A 14,440-nucleotide genomic window follows, 5' to 3' on the forward strand; every position below is an offset into this window, starting at 1 on the left:
CACCCGCGCCGCCCTCGTCCTGCTCCAGATGGAACACGGCCGCACCAGCTGAACGAAGATCACGAATCGTCACGAGACGTTACCGAGAAGGGCTCAGTCTTTCCAAGGGATTGCTCGGCTTTTGCTTTAGCTCTTTCTCCGGCACTCATCCGGGCACCTCCGCGGAGATCTTTCTGGCGGCGTGTCCTCGTGGCAGGAGCCACGCCACAACTTCTACAGGCACTCAAGTTTAGTCCAGTGTGCCCGTCACGGCGTCCGTGTCAGAATCAGGATTGGGCGCTGCGGCTTTCGATGTACCGCTTGAAGTTCTTGAGGTCACCGGCGGCCCGCCGCTTGACATGGCCGAGTCTGTCGCCGAGCTTCTCGGTGAAGCCTCGAGGGGTATAGATCAGCCGCAGGGTGATCTTGGTCTTCGCGTCATCAAGGTGCTCAAAAGTGATGACCGCAGCCCAGTTCGGTTGGTCGACGGTTTTCCAGGCGACGCGCTCGTCCGGGATCTGTTCGGTGATCTCGGCATCGAATTCCCGTTCGACCCCGTCGGTCCTCGTCTTCCAGTGAGTGAGGATTTCGCTGACATAGGTGACCTCCTCCACGCCGTCCAGGAAGTCAGGGAACGCGTCGAACCGCGTCCACTGGGTGTAGGCGATGCGAAGGGAAACGTCGACCTCGATGGACTTCTCGATCTGCGCCACGTGTCGGCCCTTCTCCTTGTGCGGCCACACCAGCAGGGCTATAGGTGCGGGGGACGAAGTCATGAGATTTCCCTCGCCGTCATGCCGCGCATATGAGCGCAGTCCATGGCCTCGGAGGAGTGCCTAGACCTAGCGTTCCGGCCCAGGGCCTAGTGGCCGGCGTTCACCGGGCCCATACGACCATTCCGCCGAGGAACCCAGCGCGAGGTGGCATTATGTGGCACTTTAAATGTAGGCCCGGTCCGTCGCATCCCCTTCGAGACGGACCGGGCCTACATGTACCGTCTGCACATCCCCGTGCCGAACAGGCGCGGGTCAGCTCCCCGGCAAGGGCGTTCGCAGGGCGGACAGCTTCTCCTCCCACGCGACCTTGATGTGGGCGGTGAGCCGGTCCTCGGGTAAGGGCTGTCCGTAATCCCCGGCGGGCGCGCGACGACAGCTACGGCGCCTCGCGGCGTTGTCGGATCGCCCTGATGCGCCCGGTATGAGGACGACACTCCGCCTTGCGATGCACCGCATCTGATGCCGCGCGCTGATCCACCGGGGATTACGGGACAGCCCTTCAGGAGGGTCGCCGCGCAGCCGATGGCGATGTCGGCCTCCGACGCCGCTCCGTCGGCCAGGAGGCCTGCCCCCTGGTGCTGGCCTCACACGAGCAGCAGCACGACGGCTCCTCAACGCGGCTTGGGCGGTCGGTCCGAGCGACCTTACGCTCGCGGCCTCCCACGAGTGTCACCGGAAGCGCGGGAAAGGGTGCGTTGACCCGATGTCCCATTGCGCCTATAAGCCGACAGACATGCGCCCGGGCCCGGGGGTACCGGGGAGCAGAACAGGTGCTCAGGGCGAGCGGCCCAGAACCTCGGGGGAGCCGGTTCGTTGAGCCGCTAGGCTTGCTCTCCCCATTGTCAGAAGGACTGGTCGTGAGCGGAAATATCGTAGTGGACGAGAGTTGTATCAGCGTCTTTCAGGAGTTGAAGGGCAGGCGGGACCTCAACACGGTGATCTACCGGATGAGCGACAGTCTGGAGACCGTCGCCTTCGACTTTAAGGGGAACCTGACGCACGACGAACTGCTGAAGGCCCTCCCGGCCGATGAGCCTCGTTACGTCGTCCACGACCTGCTCTTCGCATCGGCAGACGGCGCCCGGCAGGAAAAGATCGTGTTGATCTCCTGGTGCCCGGCGCGGACGACGACCGAGGAGAAGATCGCGCACTCCTCCGGCTACTGCCTACTCCAGAACTTCCTCGACGGTGTCCAGGTCTACGTCGCGGCCACGGACCTGTCCGAACTCGAATACCAGGCACTCGTATCTCAGGCCTCGTGACCCACGGGCGGGCGGCGAAGTGCTTGCAGCCGACGGAAGGGCGGTCTTCGCGCACTCTGAGCTTGCCTGTCAATGGGGTTCGGGCGGTGAGCGTCGATCGCCCTGCTGATTTGCCCACCCCAAAAAATGCCTCGGCAGCCCGCGCTCCGTCCGGACAGCGCGGTTTGCGCCGCGTGAGGTGGTAACCGATGGGCGTCGGCGTGGCCGTGTGATGCTCATGTCGCTGGTGATTTGCTCTCCGAAGCGTTTCGCCAACGTCCCCGACCCCAGGCCGTCGTCGAGGCCATCAACCGGGCCCTGCTTTAACCGGCCAACCAGACAGGGCACCGGCTTCGTCACCCTCGTTTACGGCCAGCTGACCCCAACTCCCACCGGCCCGGACATCGAGCTGGTACGCACCGGCCGCGCCCTGTCCCTGCACCTTGAGGTTGGAAGCGCTGTTCATCTTCTCGACGCGCCAGGAGCACTACTGGGGATCGGCGCCGACACCCACTTCGCCGTGCAGTGACGACCAACGGTGGCAGGGGTACTCGGCAATGAGTCGGTGGAGCGGCAGCGGAGGCGACGGTCCCGGCCCCCGGCCTCGGCGAAACCGGTCCCCCCAAGAAGGCAGTTGCATACCCATGAAGGCGCTCTCCAGCGGTACGGCGTGGCCCTGTTGGAAGAGCGGGCTGAGACGCTCCCCGCGGTCTGTCCGTCAATCCGGCCGCAACGATGATGTGCGGCGGGCACCCCGACAGGCAACTCTCAGCAGCTCCACGAAGTCGCGAAGCCTCGTCTCCAGGGTGTCGCCGCCCGCGAAGTTTGAAATTGCCGACATCGAACATACGGAGTCCTGACACGGCCTTTATACGACCAGGTAGGAGACACACATCATGGGCATCATCGCCTGGATACTCATTGGTTTGCTCGCGGGCATCATCGCCAAGGCGCTCATGCCCGGCAGGGACCCGGGCGGCATCATCATCACGATGCTCATCGGCATCGCGGGAGGTCTCCTCGGCGGCTGGCTCGGCAAGGTCATCTTCGGTGTCGATTCCATCGACGGCTTCTTCGACCTCTCCACCTGGATCGCCGCCATCATCGGCTCGCTCATCCTCCTGGCGCTGTACCGGGTCTTCACCGGAAACCGCCGCCGTGCCTGATCTACCTCGGTTGCGCTCGAGTGGCGGCTCCGCCCTCCCGTGGAGGGCGGAGCCGCCACTTTGAGACGCAGCAAGAGAAGGGACGACACCGCGGCCGACGTTAAGTTCCGATAGGGGACCCCCATCTTCCAGCGCCGTGCGGGGACAGGCGAGCGAGGGCAACATGTTTCGCGGGGCGCCAGTTGTCATGTCAGGGTCGGCGGCAACAGCACCCGAACGGCTCCCGGCCAGTGCAGCCGTCTCGGGGCGGCTGCCGAACCGCTACCCGACAGAGCTGCTAGCAGGCCCTATCGGCGCGCTTTCTGCTCAGCCGACTCTTTCGCGTCGCACGTTGCCGCGGCCCATGTCGCTCTCACCGCGGGTCTCCGGGTCCAGCGGCGAGATGACTCCACCCTTCGGAGCGAACCCGTCGCGAAGGCGCCGCGAGGCATTGCCGCCGGCGCCTGGTCTCTGGCTCTCCGCCACGACGAAGCCACGCTGAACCTCCAAGTGCATGACCCCGTGCTATCTGGCCCTGGGCTGGGCGCCGGTCAGGTACCTTTCCGACTTCCTGCACGCCGGCGGAGTGGCCGTAGGGTGCCGGCCCACCGTGCGCGCGCTGAACCAAGCGGGCGCACGGTGGTGTTCCCAGTTGTCCAGGGCGCTCAGGACGCACCCTGCTGGAGCCGGCCGCGGCCAGCGGCCATCGCCGAACTGGCCCGAGCCTATGAGCCTGGTCCCGGGGGTCGGCCCCGGCCCGGGGCCCGGCTCGCGCACCGGTGGGAGACGGTCTGCGCTGTCGTGTCCAACAGTCTGATCAGCCGCCGCGGCACGGGCCGGGCGGGATGATCCTGGACATGAAATTCGCACTCCCGCCCGGCGCGCGCCTGTATGCGGCGTGCGGCCTGTTGGCGTGCACGTGACCGATCGCCGGCTCGCCGCTGCCGGGGTGTGCGGTCATTTGCCGCGCTCGGGGCTGTCGGCGCCTGGGCGGTCCTCACGATGGCGGTGTCCAGGCAGCATCTCCTGGACCTTTGCCTTGATGCCCTGACGGATCATGCCCGTCCGGTCGCTGTCGCCGTGGATGATCGAGGAGGCCGCGGCTTCGATCTGGTCGAGCGAGGCGTGCGGCGGGATGGGGGGAACGGCCGGGTCGGTGCGGAAATCCAGGACGAAGGGACGGTCTGCGGCCAACGCTCGCTGCCAGGCACCCTCCACGTCACCGGGCTTTTCGACCCGCATGCCGTCCAGACCGATGGAGCGGGCGAAGTCCGCGTAGGGCACGTCCGGCAGGGCCTGGGACGGAAGGAACTGGGGCGCGCCCTCCATGGCACGCATCTCCCAGGTCACCTGGTTGAGGTCCTGGTTGTTGAGGACGGCCACGATCAGATGCGGATCCTGCCAATCCCGCCAGTACTTGGCGACTGTGATGAGTTCGGCCATGCCGTTCATCTGCATAGCGCCGTCGCCGACGAGGGCGAGCGCGGGGCGGTCCGGGTGGGCGAATTTCGCGCCGATCACGTACGGGACTCCGGGGCCCATGGTGGCCAGCGTCCCGGACAGTGAGCCGCGCATCGCGCCGCGCATCCGGATGTGGCGGGCATACCAGTTGGCCGAGGAGCCGGAGTCTGCGGCGAGGATGACATTGTCGGGCAGCAGGGCGTCGACCGCGTGCACCACATATTCGGGGTTGATGGGGTCGGCGTCGACCGCGGCCCGACGCTGCATGACCTCCCACCAGCGTGCGGTGTCCTTCTCGATCTTTTTGCGCCAGGTGCCGTGCTTCTTCTGCTTCAGCTGCGGGATCAGCGCCTTGAGGGTCTCCTGCGCGTCTCCGACGAGGTTGACCTCGAACGGGTAGCGCAGACCGACCATGGACGGGTCGATGTCGATCTGGACGGCCCGCGCCTGATCCAGCCCCGGCATGAACTGGGTGTAGGGGAAGCTGGATCCGATCACGAGCAGGGTGTCGCAGTCCCGCATCATCTCGTAGGAGGGCCGGGTGCCCAGGAGTCCGATGGAGCCGGTGACGTAGGGCAGTTCGTCGGAGAGGGCGTCCTTGCCCAGCAGTGCCTTGGCCACGCCGGCGCCCAGCAGGTCGGCCAGCTGTTGGACCTCGGCACGCGCGCCGCGTGCTCCTTGTCCGATGAGGAGGGCGACCTTCTCTCCGGCGTTGAGGAGGTCGGCTGCGCGGGTGATCTCGTGCGGTGCGGGCAGGGGGGCGTAGTCGGCTACGCCCAGGCTGGAGGGCACCATTTTGAACGCGTGCTGGGGCGGAGAGTAGTCCAGCTCCTGAACGTCGGCGGGAACGATGACGGCGGTCACGGTCCGCCTGGTGTAGGCGGTGCGCATGGCTCGGTCGATGACGTTCGGCAGCTGCTCAGGGACGGTCACCATCTCGCAGTATTCCGACGCCACGTCCTTGTAAAGGCTGAGCAGGTCGACCTCTTGCTGGTAGCTGCCCCCCATGGCGCTCCGATTGGTCTGGCCCACGATGGCGACGACGGGCACGTGGTCGAGCTTGGCGTCGTACAGGCCGTTGAGGAGATGGATGGCGCCCGGGCCGGAGGTCGCCGCGCACACGCCGACCTTGCCGGAGAACTTGGCGTAGCCGACCGCTTCGAACGCGGCCATCTCCTCGTGCCGGGCCTGGATGAACTGGGGCTTGTTCTCCGCGCGCCCCCATGCGGCGAGCAGGCCGTTGATGCCGTCACCGGCATAGGCGAAGACGTGGTCGACATCCCATTCGCGCAGTCGCTGCAGGATGAAGTCGGAAACCTTGATCGACACTGAGTTTTCCTTCCGATGTGTGGGTGAGGTGGCAGGGAGGACGCGGCTTCCGGTCAGACCCGGCGGCATCGGCGGATGAGGGCGTAGGTTCCCGCTGTCGCCGTGGCGAGCGCGGCGGTGCGGTCAGTCGGGCGTAGCGGACGGCGGGGCGGGGAGTCAGCCTTTCCGGGTGGTCGGCGGGGGCGGGTCCTTCGAGGCCGAGCGCCAGGGCCTCGGCCAGATGCATCGCCTGGCGCCCTGTGCCGTCTTGGGTGATCTGCGTGCGGTAGCTGAAGCCGTCGGCGAGGATCAGGGCGCTGGGAGCGGGGTGCGGCCCGCTCACGGCCGGGACCGACCGCTGGATCGTGCGTCGTCGGCGAGACCGCACCAATGCCCTGTACCACCTCCTGCGCGACCTGTAACAGAGCAGCACGAGCCCGCCGCAGAGCGACAGAGTTGTTGCTACTGCGGGTCATCGGCGTCGTGCTCCCGGCCGGCCCGTACGCAGCGGATCATCTCTTCCGCGTAGGGAAGGACGATGAAGAGCCCGACCCCGGCGGCGATGGCGCTGAGGTAGCCGGCCGACAGGGGGCGATGCTTGGGCAGGAGCTTCCAGTCGTCAGGCCGGCCCCCGCCCCGCATGGCCTCCCGCACTTGGTCCCAGTGCAGGCACGTGGTGAAAGCGGCCGCCGTCAGCGGCAGTACCTCAAGGAAGCTGTGGATGTGCTGTTCAACGGGCCGTACCTCTCGCTTGTCGGTGGCCAGCGACACGTCCCACAGTGCCGTTGCTCCGTGGACGACGGCTGCGCCACCCATGAGCGACAGCACGAGCGGATTGATCCTGGCGGTCAGCCCCGCGACGACGGGCAGGCCGGCCTCGGTCATCATGAGGGCGTGCAGCGCTGACTCCCTTACACCGCTGGTGTGTTCGATGTCCGAGCGCCGATGCATCACCCAGTCGGCGACGGCCGGGACGAACCACAGGGGCATGACGCCGTGCATCAGGAAGCGGCGGTTGACGCTCTCCACGTCGTCTGCCCCGTGGGGGGTCCGGAGCGTGGGCCCGGCGCGCCAGTGCTGCCAGCGGGTGAGCGTCGAATGGCGGCGGATGCGCATATCTGCCTTTCTCGATATCGGGGCTGAGGGTTCGCAGGGCGGGGGCGTCACCGTGGTCGTAGGTGTTGGTCGTGTCGATGACGATCAGTGCTGTCCTGTACCGGCCGTGCACCGTCGCGTCTTGGGCTTCATGTCATCGACCGCTTCGCGGGTTTCCCGGGTATCCGCTCACCCCTGACGTGCAGTGCCCTGCAGCCGGGGGAGAATGTCGGTGCGGTAGAAGTCGAAGAAGCCCTGCTGGTCAGGGCCGATCTGGTTGACGTAGACCTCGTCGAAGCCGGCCTCGGCGAACGCCCCCACCGCGCGGAGGTGCGCGTCCTCGTTGTCGCCGCAGACGACGGCGTCGGCCACCATCTCCTCGGTGACAAGGCGGGAGGCCTGCTCGAAATGGGCGGGCGTCGGCAGGATCTGGGGGAGTTCGCCGGGCAGCTGCTCGTTGGGCCACAGCCGATGCGCGGTTTTGAGGGCCTGCGCGCCGTCCGTGCCCCAGCAGACCTTCAGCCCGCCGATCACGGGCTTCTGCCCGCCGCCCGCACGGCGGAACTGGCCCACCAGATCCGCGTCAGGGGTCATCGTCACGAATCCGTCGCCGATCCGGCCGGCCAGCGCGGCGGCCTGCGGGCCGAACCCGGACACGTAGAGCGGGGGAGCCTCGTGAGGCAGCGTGTAGAGCCGCGCGTTCTGCACCGTGTAGTGCCTGCCGCGGTGCATGGTCTGTTCACCGGTGAACAGCTTGCGCATCACCTCGATGGCCTCCTCCAGCATCTCCATGCGCTGGGATGCCTCGGGCCAGGGGCCCCCGAGGATGTGCTCGTTGAGGGCCTCTCCGGTGCCGAGGCCGAACCGGAAACGGCCCTCGGTCAGTACAGCTGCCGTGGCCGCGGCCTGCGCATTGATGGCGGGATGCATGCGCACGCTGGGGCAGGTGACAAGGGTCGTGACGGGCAGCGACGTGACCTGGGACAAAGCCCCGATCATCGACCAGACGAAGGAGCTCTGGCCCTGCTCGTCATTCCACGGATGGAAGTGGTCGGAAATCGCCAGAGCGTCGAACCCAGCCTGCTCGGCGGCACGGGCCTGGGAGAGCAGCTCAGCCGGTGTGAATTCCTCAGAAGATAGGAAGTAGCCGTACGTCGTCATGCTTCGCCTCTCAGAACTGGATCACGGGTCTACGCCCCTCTTCGCCGGCCGTCGGGTACCCGCCAGTCCCAGCACCGAACGGGTGACCCGGAGCGGATACGCGTCACGTTGTGCCACGGCGATCCGCGTGGCAAAAGCCCACGCGCACCTGGCCGGACGCCGTCGAAGCACTCCCTGCCTCCTCCTGACTACCTGCTCCCCCACGGTGCCGCCACGCGAGCAGCGAGTGAGCGCACCCAGTGCGTCCTCGGCCCGCTTCAACCGGCCTCTCCACAGCCGACGAGCACTGTCAGTGACCAGATTCTGAGCGGCAGAAGACCGCATGCCTGCCCTGGCCCAACTGATGAACAAGTGCACCAACGCACCAATCCGCAGCTGCACACGCCCAGCAGCAGTGCCCGGGGTGGCCGCGACGGCGGCCACCCCGGGCAGGCCGAGCGCTGGTCAGCCGCGTCGTATGTCGTCCGGATCGACCGGAACCGCGCCTCCAAAACCTTGCGAGGTGTCCTCGCGGGTGCCCTCGGGGCCGACCAGGCCTCCTTCATCGGTCATACGGGACTGCGGCGTCTCCCTGATCGGGGTGCCGGGGGCGGACGGGCCGGTGTCGGTGCCCCCGGGGGATATCCGCCCGCGCCAAGCGCCGCTCTCCTGCCCACGCTCCTCGATGAAGCCCTTGAACCGCCTCAGGTCACCCTTGACCTGCCGGTCGAGCACTCCGAACATGTCACCCGCCTTTTCCGCCATACCGTGGGGCTCGAAGTCCATGGCCAGGCTGATGCGGGTGTGTGCGTCGTCGAGTTTCTGGAACGTGACCACGCCCATCTGCTCGGAATCTCCGCCGACCGTGCGCCAGGAGACCCGCTCATCGGACAGCTGGTCGACGATCTCGGTGTCGAACTCGCGCCGAGCACCCGCGACCTTCGTGGTCCAGTGGCAGTGCTTGGCGTCGATCTGCCGGACCTCCTCGACGCCGTCCATGAAGCGCGGGAACTCCTCGAACTGCGTCCACTGGTTGTAGGCACGGTGCAGCGGGACATCGACGTCGATGGATTCCTTCACGGTGCTCACGGCATCCTCCTTGCATCCGATCAGTTGAATATCGGGTCAAAAACGCACGTTCCCCACTCGGCGGGTCCCAATCCTCCGCAGCCGAAGGGCATCAGCGGCAGAACGAGCGGCAGGCCCTACGTCCTACTTGCCGAGCTTCTGCTTGAGCTGGGCCTTGTTCATCGACGAGCGCCCGTCGATGTTGCGGCGCTTCGCCTCTTCGTACAGCTGGTCGTAGGTGGGGCTTTGAGACCCGCTGTGCGAGCGCTGACCGCCCCGTTGCGATGACGACATGTCCTGCGTGGACGTCCTGCTCGCCGTTTTGGACTCGCCCGCCCGGGCTCGTTCCTTGTTGACGGTGCGGGAGGCGAGCTCCTCGGCCCGCTTCGTGCTCTCGCCGCGCTGCTCGGCACTCTCCTTGATGTGTTCGTACTGACGCTCCCGCTTGGGACTCGACCCGCGAGGCATGATCACTCCTCCTCGGTTGCTTGTGCGGTGCAGAGCCGACTGCCTGCGCCTGCATGCGCATCGTCCGGATCGCCTGCACCTCCTGTGTAGCCGTCGGGTACCCAGCTGAGACATCGCGACGACCCGATCACACCCTCAATATCCCCGCCGCCGGCGCCGGCGCCGTGACCGCGCCGCGCCAAGGGCACGGCCGCTCGCAGCCTTGCGGTCTCTCGCTCACGGATATGCCGAGCATTTTGCTTCAGTGCGGGTACTCGGTGCAGATGAACGAGGAATCACTCGCTGAGCTGGCCGCTTCTGCCTCATATGGCGGCGCCCTGTGGCTGATGGGTGCCGGCATCGGCCTGGTGGCCATCCTGGTCATTGCATTTTTCATCGGCACCCGACACGCCGGTCAGCGCCGCGTGTCCATGCTTCCGCCGCAGGCCGCCCAGGCGCGCCGGGACCTGTCCGACCCAGCGCGCCGCGGTGAGGGATGGAGCACACCGGACGATGATCCTGAGCTGGGGCATCCCCACCGTTGACACAGCATTCGGGCGCCACCATGCCTGCCTCGCAACGAGGTGTTTCCCGCCGGCCGGTGGGGCGACTTCCTGCCCGGCGACTTGCTCGCAGCCGCCTGCTGAAGCCTGGCACCCGCCGCGGTGGCGACGCACCGGTCGTCGGTTGCCTCGCCAGCGCGGTCACATGCCGACGAGTTGCGCAGTCGGAAGCTGGCTGCGCACTGGTGCGGTGGTGCATTGCGCACGTTCCGCCGCAGGACGAGAACGAGCGTTGGGTCCGGGTGTCAACGACTCCTGATTTTTGGTTCTGGATCACTTTCAGTGCCGGAGCCACGGAGGGTCACCACGACCGCGATCATAAACGGCCATGGGTGATGTTCTCCTTCAGGACCTGTGGTTCCACCAGGTCGATGGCGTCCTGATCGAAAGAGTCGTGGTCGAGGGCGAGTTGGTGGTTGTCCGGGCCCGCGTATCGGCAGAGCGGGCTGGCTGCCCGGCCTGCGGTGCGGTGTCTTCCCGGGTGCACAGCCGGTACGTGCGCCGGCTCGCCGACGGCGCGGTCGGCGGGCGCCCCGTGGTGATCGAGTTACAGGTCCGCCGGTTCCGCTGCCGCCAACGCGCCTGCTCGCAGGCGACCTTCGCTGAGCAGGTCAACGGGCTGACCTTCCGGCATGGGAGGCGAAGCGCTGGGCTGCAGGCGGTACTCGAACGGCTGGCGGTGATGCTGGCGGGCCGTGCCGGCGCCCGCCTGACGCACGCGCTCGCGGCCGGTGTGAGCCGGTCGACTCTCCTGCGGCTGATACGCCGCCTGCCCGACCCCGAAATCCACACGCCACGCGTGCTCGGGGTGGACGATTTCGCGCTGCGCAAGGGACACAACTACGGCACGATCTTGGTGGACATCGAGACACGGCAGCCGGTCGATCTGCTGTCTGACCGGACCACCGCGACGGTCGCCCGGTGGCTTGCCGAGCATCCCGGCGTTGAGGTGATCTGCCGGGACCGCTCCGTCGCCTACGCCGAAGCGGGACGGCTCGGCGCCCCGGACGCGGTCCATGTCGCAGATCGCTGGCACATCTGGAAGAACCTCGCCGAGGCCGTCGAGAAGGCGGTCGTCCAGCACCGTGCCCTCCTGCGTGAGCCGGAGAACACCGACCGCGTTCGCGCCGTTGCGCCTTTGTTGACCGGCGAGCTGAACGCCGGCTCCGGGCCCGGGCCGCGGCAGTCGGGACGGCTGTCTGACCGTGTGCGTGAACAGCACGCGGCTGTTCACGCCCTGCTCGAGAAGGGAGTTGGGCTGCGCGCCGTCGCCGACCGGCTTGGACTGGCCCGCAACACCGTTCGCCGCCTGGCCCACGCGGACACCGCGGACGAGTTGCTGATCGGACGGTGGACGGGCAGCACCAGCATCCTCGATCCCTACAAACCCCACCTGCATCAACGGTGGGCCGAAGGCTGCACCGTCGCCCGCCGCCTGTTCGAGGAACTCCGCGAGCGCGGTTACCCGGGCGGCGAGAGCGTCGTGAAGAAGTACGTGCAGCGGCTCCGTGAAGCCTTCCCGCACGACGATCCGCCCCGAAAGAACCCGTCCGTCCGAGACGTGACCGGCTGGCTCACGCGCCACCCCGACAGCCTCGACGATGATCAGACCCAGCGGCTCAAGGAGATCCTCGCCCGCTGCCCCGAGCTCGCCCGGACCGCTGAACACGTGCGAGCCTTCGCCGAGTTGATGAACAACCGCCAGGGCCAGCACCTGGGCCAGTGGATCGAGCGCGTCCAGGCCGACGACCTGCCCGCCCTGCACAGCTTCGTCAACGGCCTCGGTCAGGACCTCGACGCCGTCGTCGCCGGGCTCAGCCTCCGCTACAGCTCCGGCGCCGTCGAAGGCCACAACAACAAGATCAAAATGCTGAAGCGGCAGATGTTCGGCCGTGCCAACTTCGACCTGCTCCGCAAGCGAGTCCTGCTCACCGCGCGAGGCCGTTTATGATCGCGGTCGTGGTGACCCTCCGTGGCTCCGGCACTGAAAGTGATCCAGAACCAGTTTTCAGGAACCCGCGACACCGGGCTGTGTTATGACCTCCCCACGGCCCCCACCAGGGTGGTCCCCCGCTCTCCGTCCGTCTGCTGCGCAGTCCCGCCCGACGGACTGCGCAAGGCCGTGACCTGTGTGCTCGGGTCTGTGTCGGGGTGGGGCGGCGTGGAGCGGTTCGCGGAGCAGCGTGGTCGGGGGCTGTGTACGGGGGCGTCCCGCAGTTGTTCTTTCTACGGCGTGGCGGCGTGGAGGACGTCTTTCATGCCGTCACCATCGTCGGTCGTGCGTGCGGTCTTCTTGGTTTTGACGAAGGTGTACAAGGGCTTGCCGTCGTAGACCCACTGCATGGTGCCGTCTGCCCGTGTGATGTGGGTCCACTTTCTCGTCGGCTGGCTGTGGTGCGGGTCGGCAGGGGGCGACTGCTCCTTAGTGGCCTCGCCGTTGTACAGACTCTTGCTGTCGTGGTGCTTGTCGAATGTGTAGAGGGTCATCCCGTCATGATCAGCCGACGTGCGGTCCCTCTCTACTGCGTGACGCGAAGCCACCTTGGTGTCTGTGCTGTGGCGGAGCGGGTCGACAGATGGGCGGGGGTGCGCCTGGCCTGTTGCTGGAGGTGTTCGTTGAGCGGTCGCAAGCCCTTTGGCCCTGACGGGGGCGGGGCTGCGGACTGCCGCGGTCTGGTGCCATCCAGGTGACTTCCTGGTCGAGGTCGCCTATGCCGCCATGCGGGTGCTGTGGCCTCGTCACGGAGGCCGGCCGGGGTTGCGTGCGTTGAGCTGGGGCGGGATTGCGGAGGCTCGAGGACCTTGATGTCGAGACCGGTGATGGTGCGGCTGGTGTCGGGCCTGCCATCCTCGTGGCGGGTGCTGTAGCGGGACATCGGTGACTCGACCTTGCGGGTGCTGACCCGTTGGCGTCGGGGCGGGAGGAGACAAGTCAGGATCCGGTGCCCGATCAGTCCGAGGTGACCGGCGTCGGCGGGGTCGGTGATGACGGCGGCGGCCTGGACGACCTGGTCACGGGCGGCCTGGAGGGCGACGGTGAACCAGCAGCGGTCCGGATCGGTGCCAGGCAGCGACTCTGCGGCCTCGACCATCATGGTGCGTAAGGCTTGGTAGAGGGTGAGCACGGCCCACATCTCCTGCTCGATGCCGGCCGGGGTCGCCCGAGCGGAGGTTGCGGCCGTTCATGATCGTGTGGCGGAGCGCGTAGTACGCCGATTCGTGTTCCCACCGCTGGTGATAAAGACCCACCAGCGCGGTAGCGGGGTAACGGCGGGCATCGGTCAGGGTGGTGACCAGTCGGTAGGACCCGGCGAAGGACGTACCGTCCGCGCAGGTCACGGCGATCTGTGCGTCGATGATTCGCACTTTCGCGGTGCCGATCACCGACAGGTAGGAGCCGTCAGCGAGGCGGGTGAGGACCGGCGTGCGCCGGTTGCTGCGGGGCCGGCCCAGGACCTGGGCGCCGGTGTCGGTGACCCTCGCGAGGAAGGCGTTGCTGTCGAATCCTTTGTCCCACAGCACCAGCATGTCCGGCCGCAGCAGATGCAGCAGCCGGCCGGCGTAGCCTGTTTCGCCCTCGGCAGTGGGGCCGAACACTGCGCCGACCAGGGACCGGGTGCCGGTCTCGACCAGCGTCATCAACTCCAGCGTCGGATAGCCATGATGCGAAGTCCTCCCCAGCCAAGCCCGGTTCCGTTCGGAATCGGGCACCCAGACCACTGGCATCCCGGACAGACCCGCGGTCAGCTTGTCTCAGACGAGGCGGTAGCCGACCTCGGGGAACAGGCACATCGCCAGCAAGAAGTAGACCCCGACCCGCGACGGGAGATCACGCAGCCGCTGCTGCACGGTCCTCGTCCCCGCGAGGACCGCGTCCACCAGCTCGAACGGTACGACGGCGGTCAGTTCCCCCAGATGCCCTGGAGCGAACCGGCCGCCGGCCACGGTGACCGGTTCGGGTGATGGCCGTCAGCGGAAACGGCAGGGCACAATGACGGGGCAACGGAGCTCCTTCGGGACAAGCTGTCTTGGTCGACTGCCTGTACCAACGAGCTCCGTTGCTCTGCATCGAGAATTCTTCAACCCACTTGCGTGACCTGCGAAAACGCTAACTACCCGGCCTTGTTGTGTCCTGAACGCGAAAGGGAGAAGCATGTAGGAACTCTTCTTGTAGCGATGCTGTACGAAGGATGAAGGTTTGGCCCTTCAAATTCGCC

Annotated in this window: 12 protein-coding genes and 3 pseudogenes; 5 read left to right on the top strand and 10 right to left on the bottom strand. The window is 67.0% G+C overall.

Going from position 1 to position 14,440, the window contains the following annotated elements; all coding sequences use genetic code 11:
- Positions 1-266: 266 nt before the first annotated feature.
- Complete coding sequence (locus ABZV34_RS34340) at positions 267-692, bottom strand: SRPBCC family protein (RefSeq protein ID WP_356285587.1); 426 nt, start codon at positions 690-692, stop codon at positions 267-269.
- A 920-nt stretch (positions 693-1,612) separates the two neighbouring features.
- Between ABZV34_RS34340 and ABZV34_RS34345 the strand changes: the two genes are divergently transcribed.
- The 3 genes and pseudogenes from ABZV34_RS34345 to ABZV34_RS34355 form a co-directional block, all read left to right on the top strand.
- The gene (locus ABZV34_RS34345; RefSeq protein WP_356285590.1) at positions 1,613-2,017 is read left to right on the top strand and encodes an actin depolymerization factor/cofilin-like domain-containing protein; all 405 of its coding nucleotides are present in this window, start codon (positions 1,613-1,615) and stop codon (positions 2,015-2,017) included.
- Positions 2,018-2,892: 875 nt separating this feature from the next.
- Entirely contained in the window at positions 2,893-3,162 is a 270-nt protein-coding gene (locus tag ABZV34_RS34350; RefSeq protein ID WP_356285593.1) for a GlsB/YeaQ/YmgE family stress response membrane protein, read from the top strand.
- A gap of 496 nt (positions 3,163-3,658) precedes the next feature.
- Positions 3,659-3,736, top strand: a pseudogene (locus ABZV34_RS34355) (hemolysin III family protein); the annotation flags it as partial.
- Positions 3,737-4,098: 362 nt separating this feature from the next.
- Here ABZV34_RS34355 and ABZV34_RS34360 read toward each other — a convergent pair.
- The 6 genes and pseudogenes from ABZV34_RS34360 to ABZV34_RS34385 all read right to left on the bottom strand — a co-directional run bounded on the left by ABZV34_RS34360 (position 4,099) and on the right by ABZV34_RS34385 (position 9,681).
- Positions 4,099-5,931, bottom strand: coding sequence for a thiamine pyrophosphate-requiring protein (locus tag ABZV34_RS34360; RefSeq protein ID WP_356285596.1), 1,833 nt, complete (start codon positions 5,929-5,931; stop codon positions 4,099-4,101).
- A gap of 53 nt (positions 5,932-5,984) precedes the next feature.
- Positions 5,985-6,235, bottom strand: a pseudogene (locus tag ABZV34_RS34365) (hypothetical protein); the annotation flags it as partial.
- Between the two features lie 137 nt (positions 6,236-6,372).
- Positions 6,373-7,026, bottom strand: coding sequence for a diguanylate cyclase (locus ABZV34_RS34370; RefSeq protein ID WP_356285599.1), 654 nt, complete (start codon positions 7,024-7,026; stop codon positions 6,373-6,375).
- Between the two features lie 168 nt (positions 7,027-7,194).
- Complete coding sequence (locus tag ABZV34_RS34375) at positions 7,195-8,166, bottom strand: TIGR03557 family F420-dependent LLM class oxidoreductase (RefSeq protein WP_356285602.1); 972 nt, start codon at positions 8,164-8,166, stop codon at positions 7,195-7,197.
- A 612-nt stretch (positions 8,167-8,778) separates the two neighbouring features.
- Positions 8,779-9,234: pseudogene (locus ABZV34_RS34380) on the bottom strand (SRPBCC family protein); the annotation flags it as partial.
- Between the two features lie 123 nt (positions 9,235-9,357).
- Positions 9,358-9,681: a plasmid stabilization protein gene (locus tag ABZV34_RS34385; RefSeq protein WP_356285605.1), complete on the bottom strand. Its 324-nt coding sequence runs from the start codon at positions 9,679-9,681 to the stop codon at positions 9,358-9,360.
- A gap of 224 nt (positions 9,682-9,905) precedes the next feature.
- On the opposite strand from ABZV34_RS34385, the gene ABZV34_RS34390 reads away from it, so the two are divergent.
- Together ABZV34_RS34390 and ABZV34_RS34395 are read left to right on the top strand one after the other, a co-directional pair.
- Entirely contained in the window at positions 9,906-10,205 is a 300-nt protein-coding gene (locus tag ABZV34_RS34390) for a hypothetical protein (RefSeq protein ID WP_356285608.1), read from the top strand.
- A gap of 346 nt (positions 10,206-10,551) precedes the next feature.
- A complete protein-coding gene (locus ABZV34_RS34395) occupies positions 10,552-12,174 on the top strand; it encodes an ISL3 family transposase (protein WP_356285611.1) in 1,623 nt (540 codons plus the stop codon).
- Between the two features lie 275 nt (positions 12,175-12,449).
- Here ABZV34_RS34395 and ABZV34_RS34400 read toward each other — a convergent pair whose 3' ends face one another.
- The 3 genes from ABZV34_RS34400 to ABZV34_RS34410 all read right to left on the bottom strand — a co-directional run bounded on the left by ABZV34_RS34400 (position 12,450) and on the right by ABZV34_RS34410 (position 14,168).
- A complete protein-coding gene (locus ABZV34_RS34400) occupies positions 12,450-12,710 on the bottom strand; it encodes a hypothetical protein (protein WP_356285614.1) in 261 nt (86 codons plus the stop codon).
- A gap of 525 nt (positions 12,711-13,235) precedes the next feature.
- Positions 13,236-13,949: a transposase gene (locus ABZV34_RS34405; protein WP_356285617.1), complete on the bottom strand. Its 714-nt coding sequence runs from the start codon at positions 13,947-13,949 to the stop codon at positions 13,236-13,238.
- A 27-nt stretch (positions 13,950-13,976) separates the two neighbouring features.
- The gene (locus ABZV34_RS34410; RefSeq protein ID WP_356285620.1) at positions 13,977-14,168 is read right to left on the bottom strand and encodes a transposase domain-containing protein; all 192 of its coding nucleotides are present in this window, start codon (positions 14,166-14,168) and stop codon (positions 13,977-13,979) included.
- Between the last annotated feature and the right edge of the window lie 272 nt (positions 14,169-14,440).

This window comes from Streptomyces sp. NPDC005195 (assembly GCF_040608315.1).
GTDB lineage: Bacteria > Actinomycetota > Actinomycetes > Streptomycetales > Streptomycetaceae > Streptomyces > Streptomyces kaempferi.

Excerpts from the sequence above, each read along its gene's own strand:
- ABZV34_RS34350 (WP_356285593.1), top strand. The coding sequence starts at position 2,893 with ATGGGCATCATCGCCTGGATACTCATTGGTTTGCTCGCGGGCATCATC.
- ABZV34_RS34370 (WP_356285599.1), bottom strand. The coding sequence starts at position 7,026 with ATGCGCATCCGCCGCCATTCGACGCTCACCCGCTGGCAGCACTGGCGC.
- ABZV34_RS34375 (WP_356285602.1), bottom strand. The coding sequence starts at position 8,166 with ATGACGACGTACGGCTACTTCCTATCTTCTGAGGAATTCACACCGGCT.
- ABZV34_RS34385 (WP_356285605.1), bottom strand. The coding sequence starts at position 9,681 with ATGCCTCGCGGGTCGAGTCCCAAGCGGGAGCGTCAGTACGAACACATC.
- ABZV34_RS34390 (WP_356285608.1), top strand. The coding sequence starts at position 9,906 with ATGCCGAGCATTTTGCTTCAGTGCGGGTACTCGGTGCAGATGAACGAG.
- ABZV34_RS34395 (WP_356285611.1), top strand. The coding sequence starts at position 10,552 with ATGGGTGATGTTCTCCTTCAGGACCTGTGGTTCCACCAGGTCGATGGC.
- ABZV34_RS34400 (WP_356285614.1), bottom strand. The coding sequence starts at position 12,710 with ATGACCCTCTACACATTCGACAAGCACCACGACAGCAAGAGTCTGTAC.
- ABZV34_RS34405 (WP_356285617.1), bottom strand. The coding sequence starts at position 13,949 with ATGCCAGTGGTCTGGGTGCCCGATTCCGAACGGAACCGGGCTTGGCTG.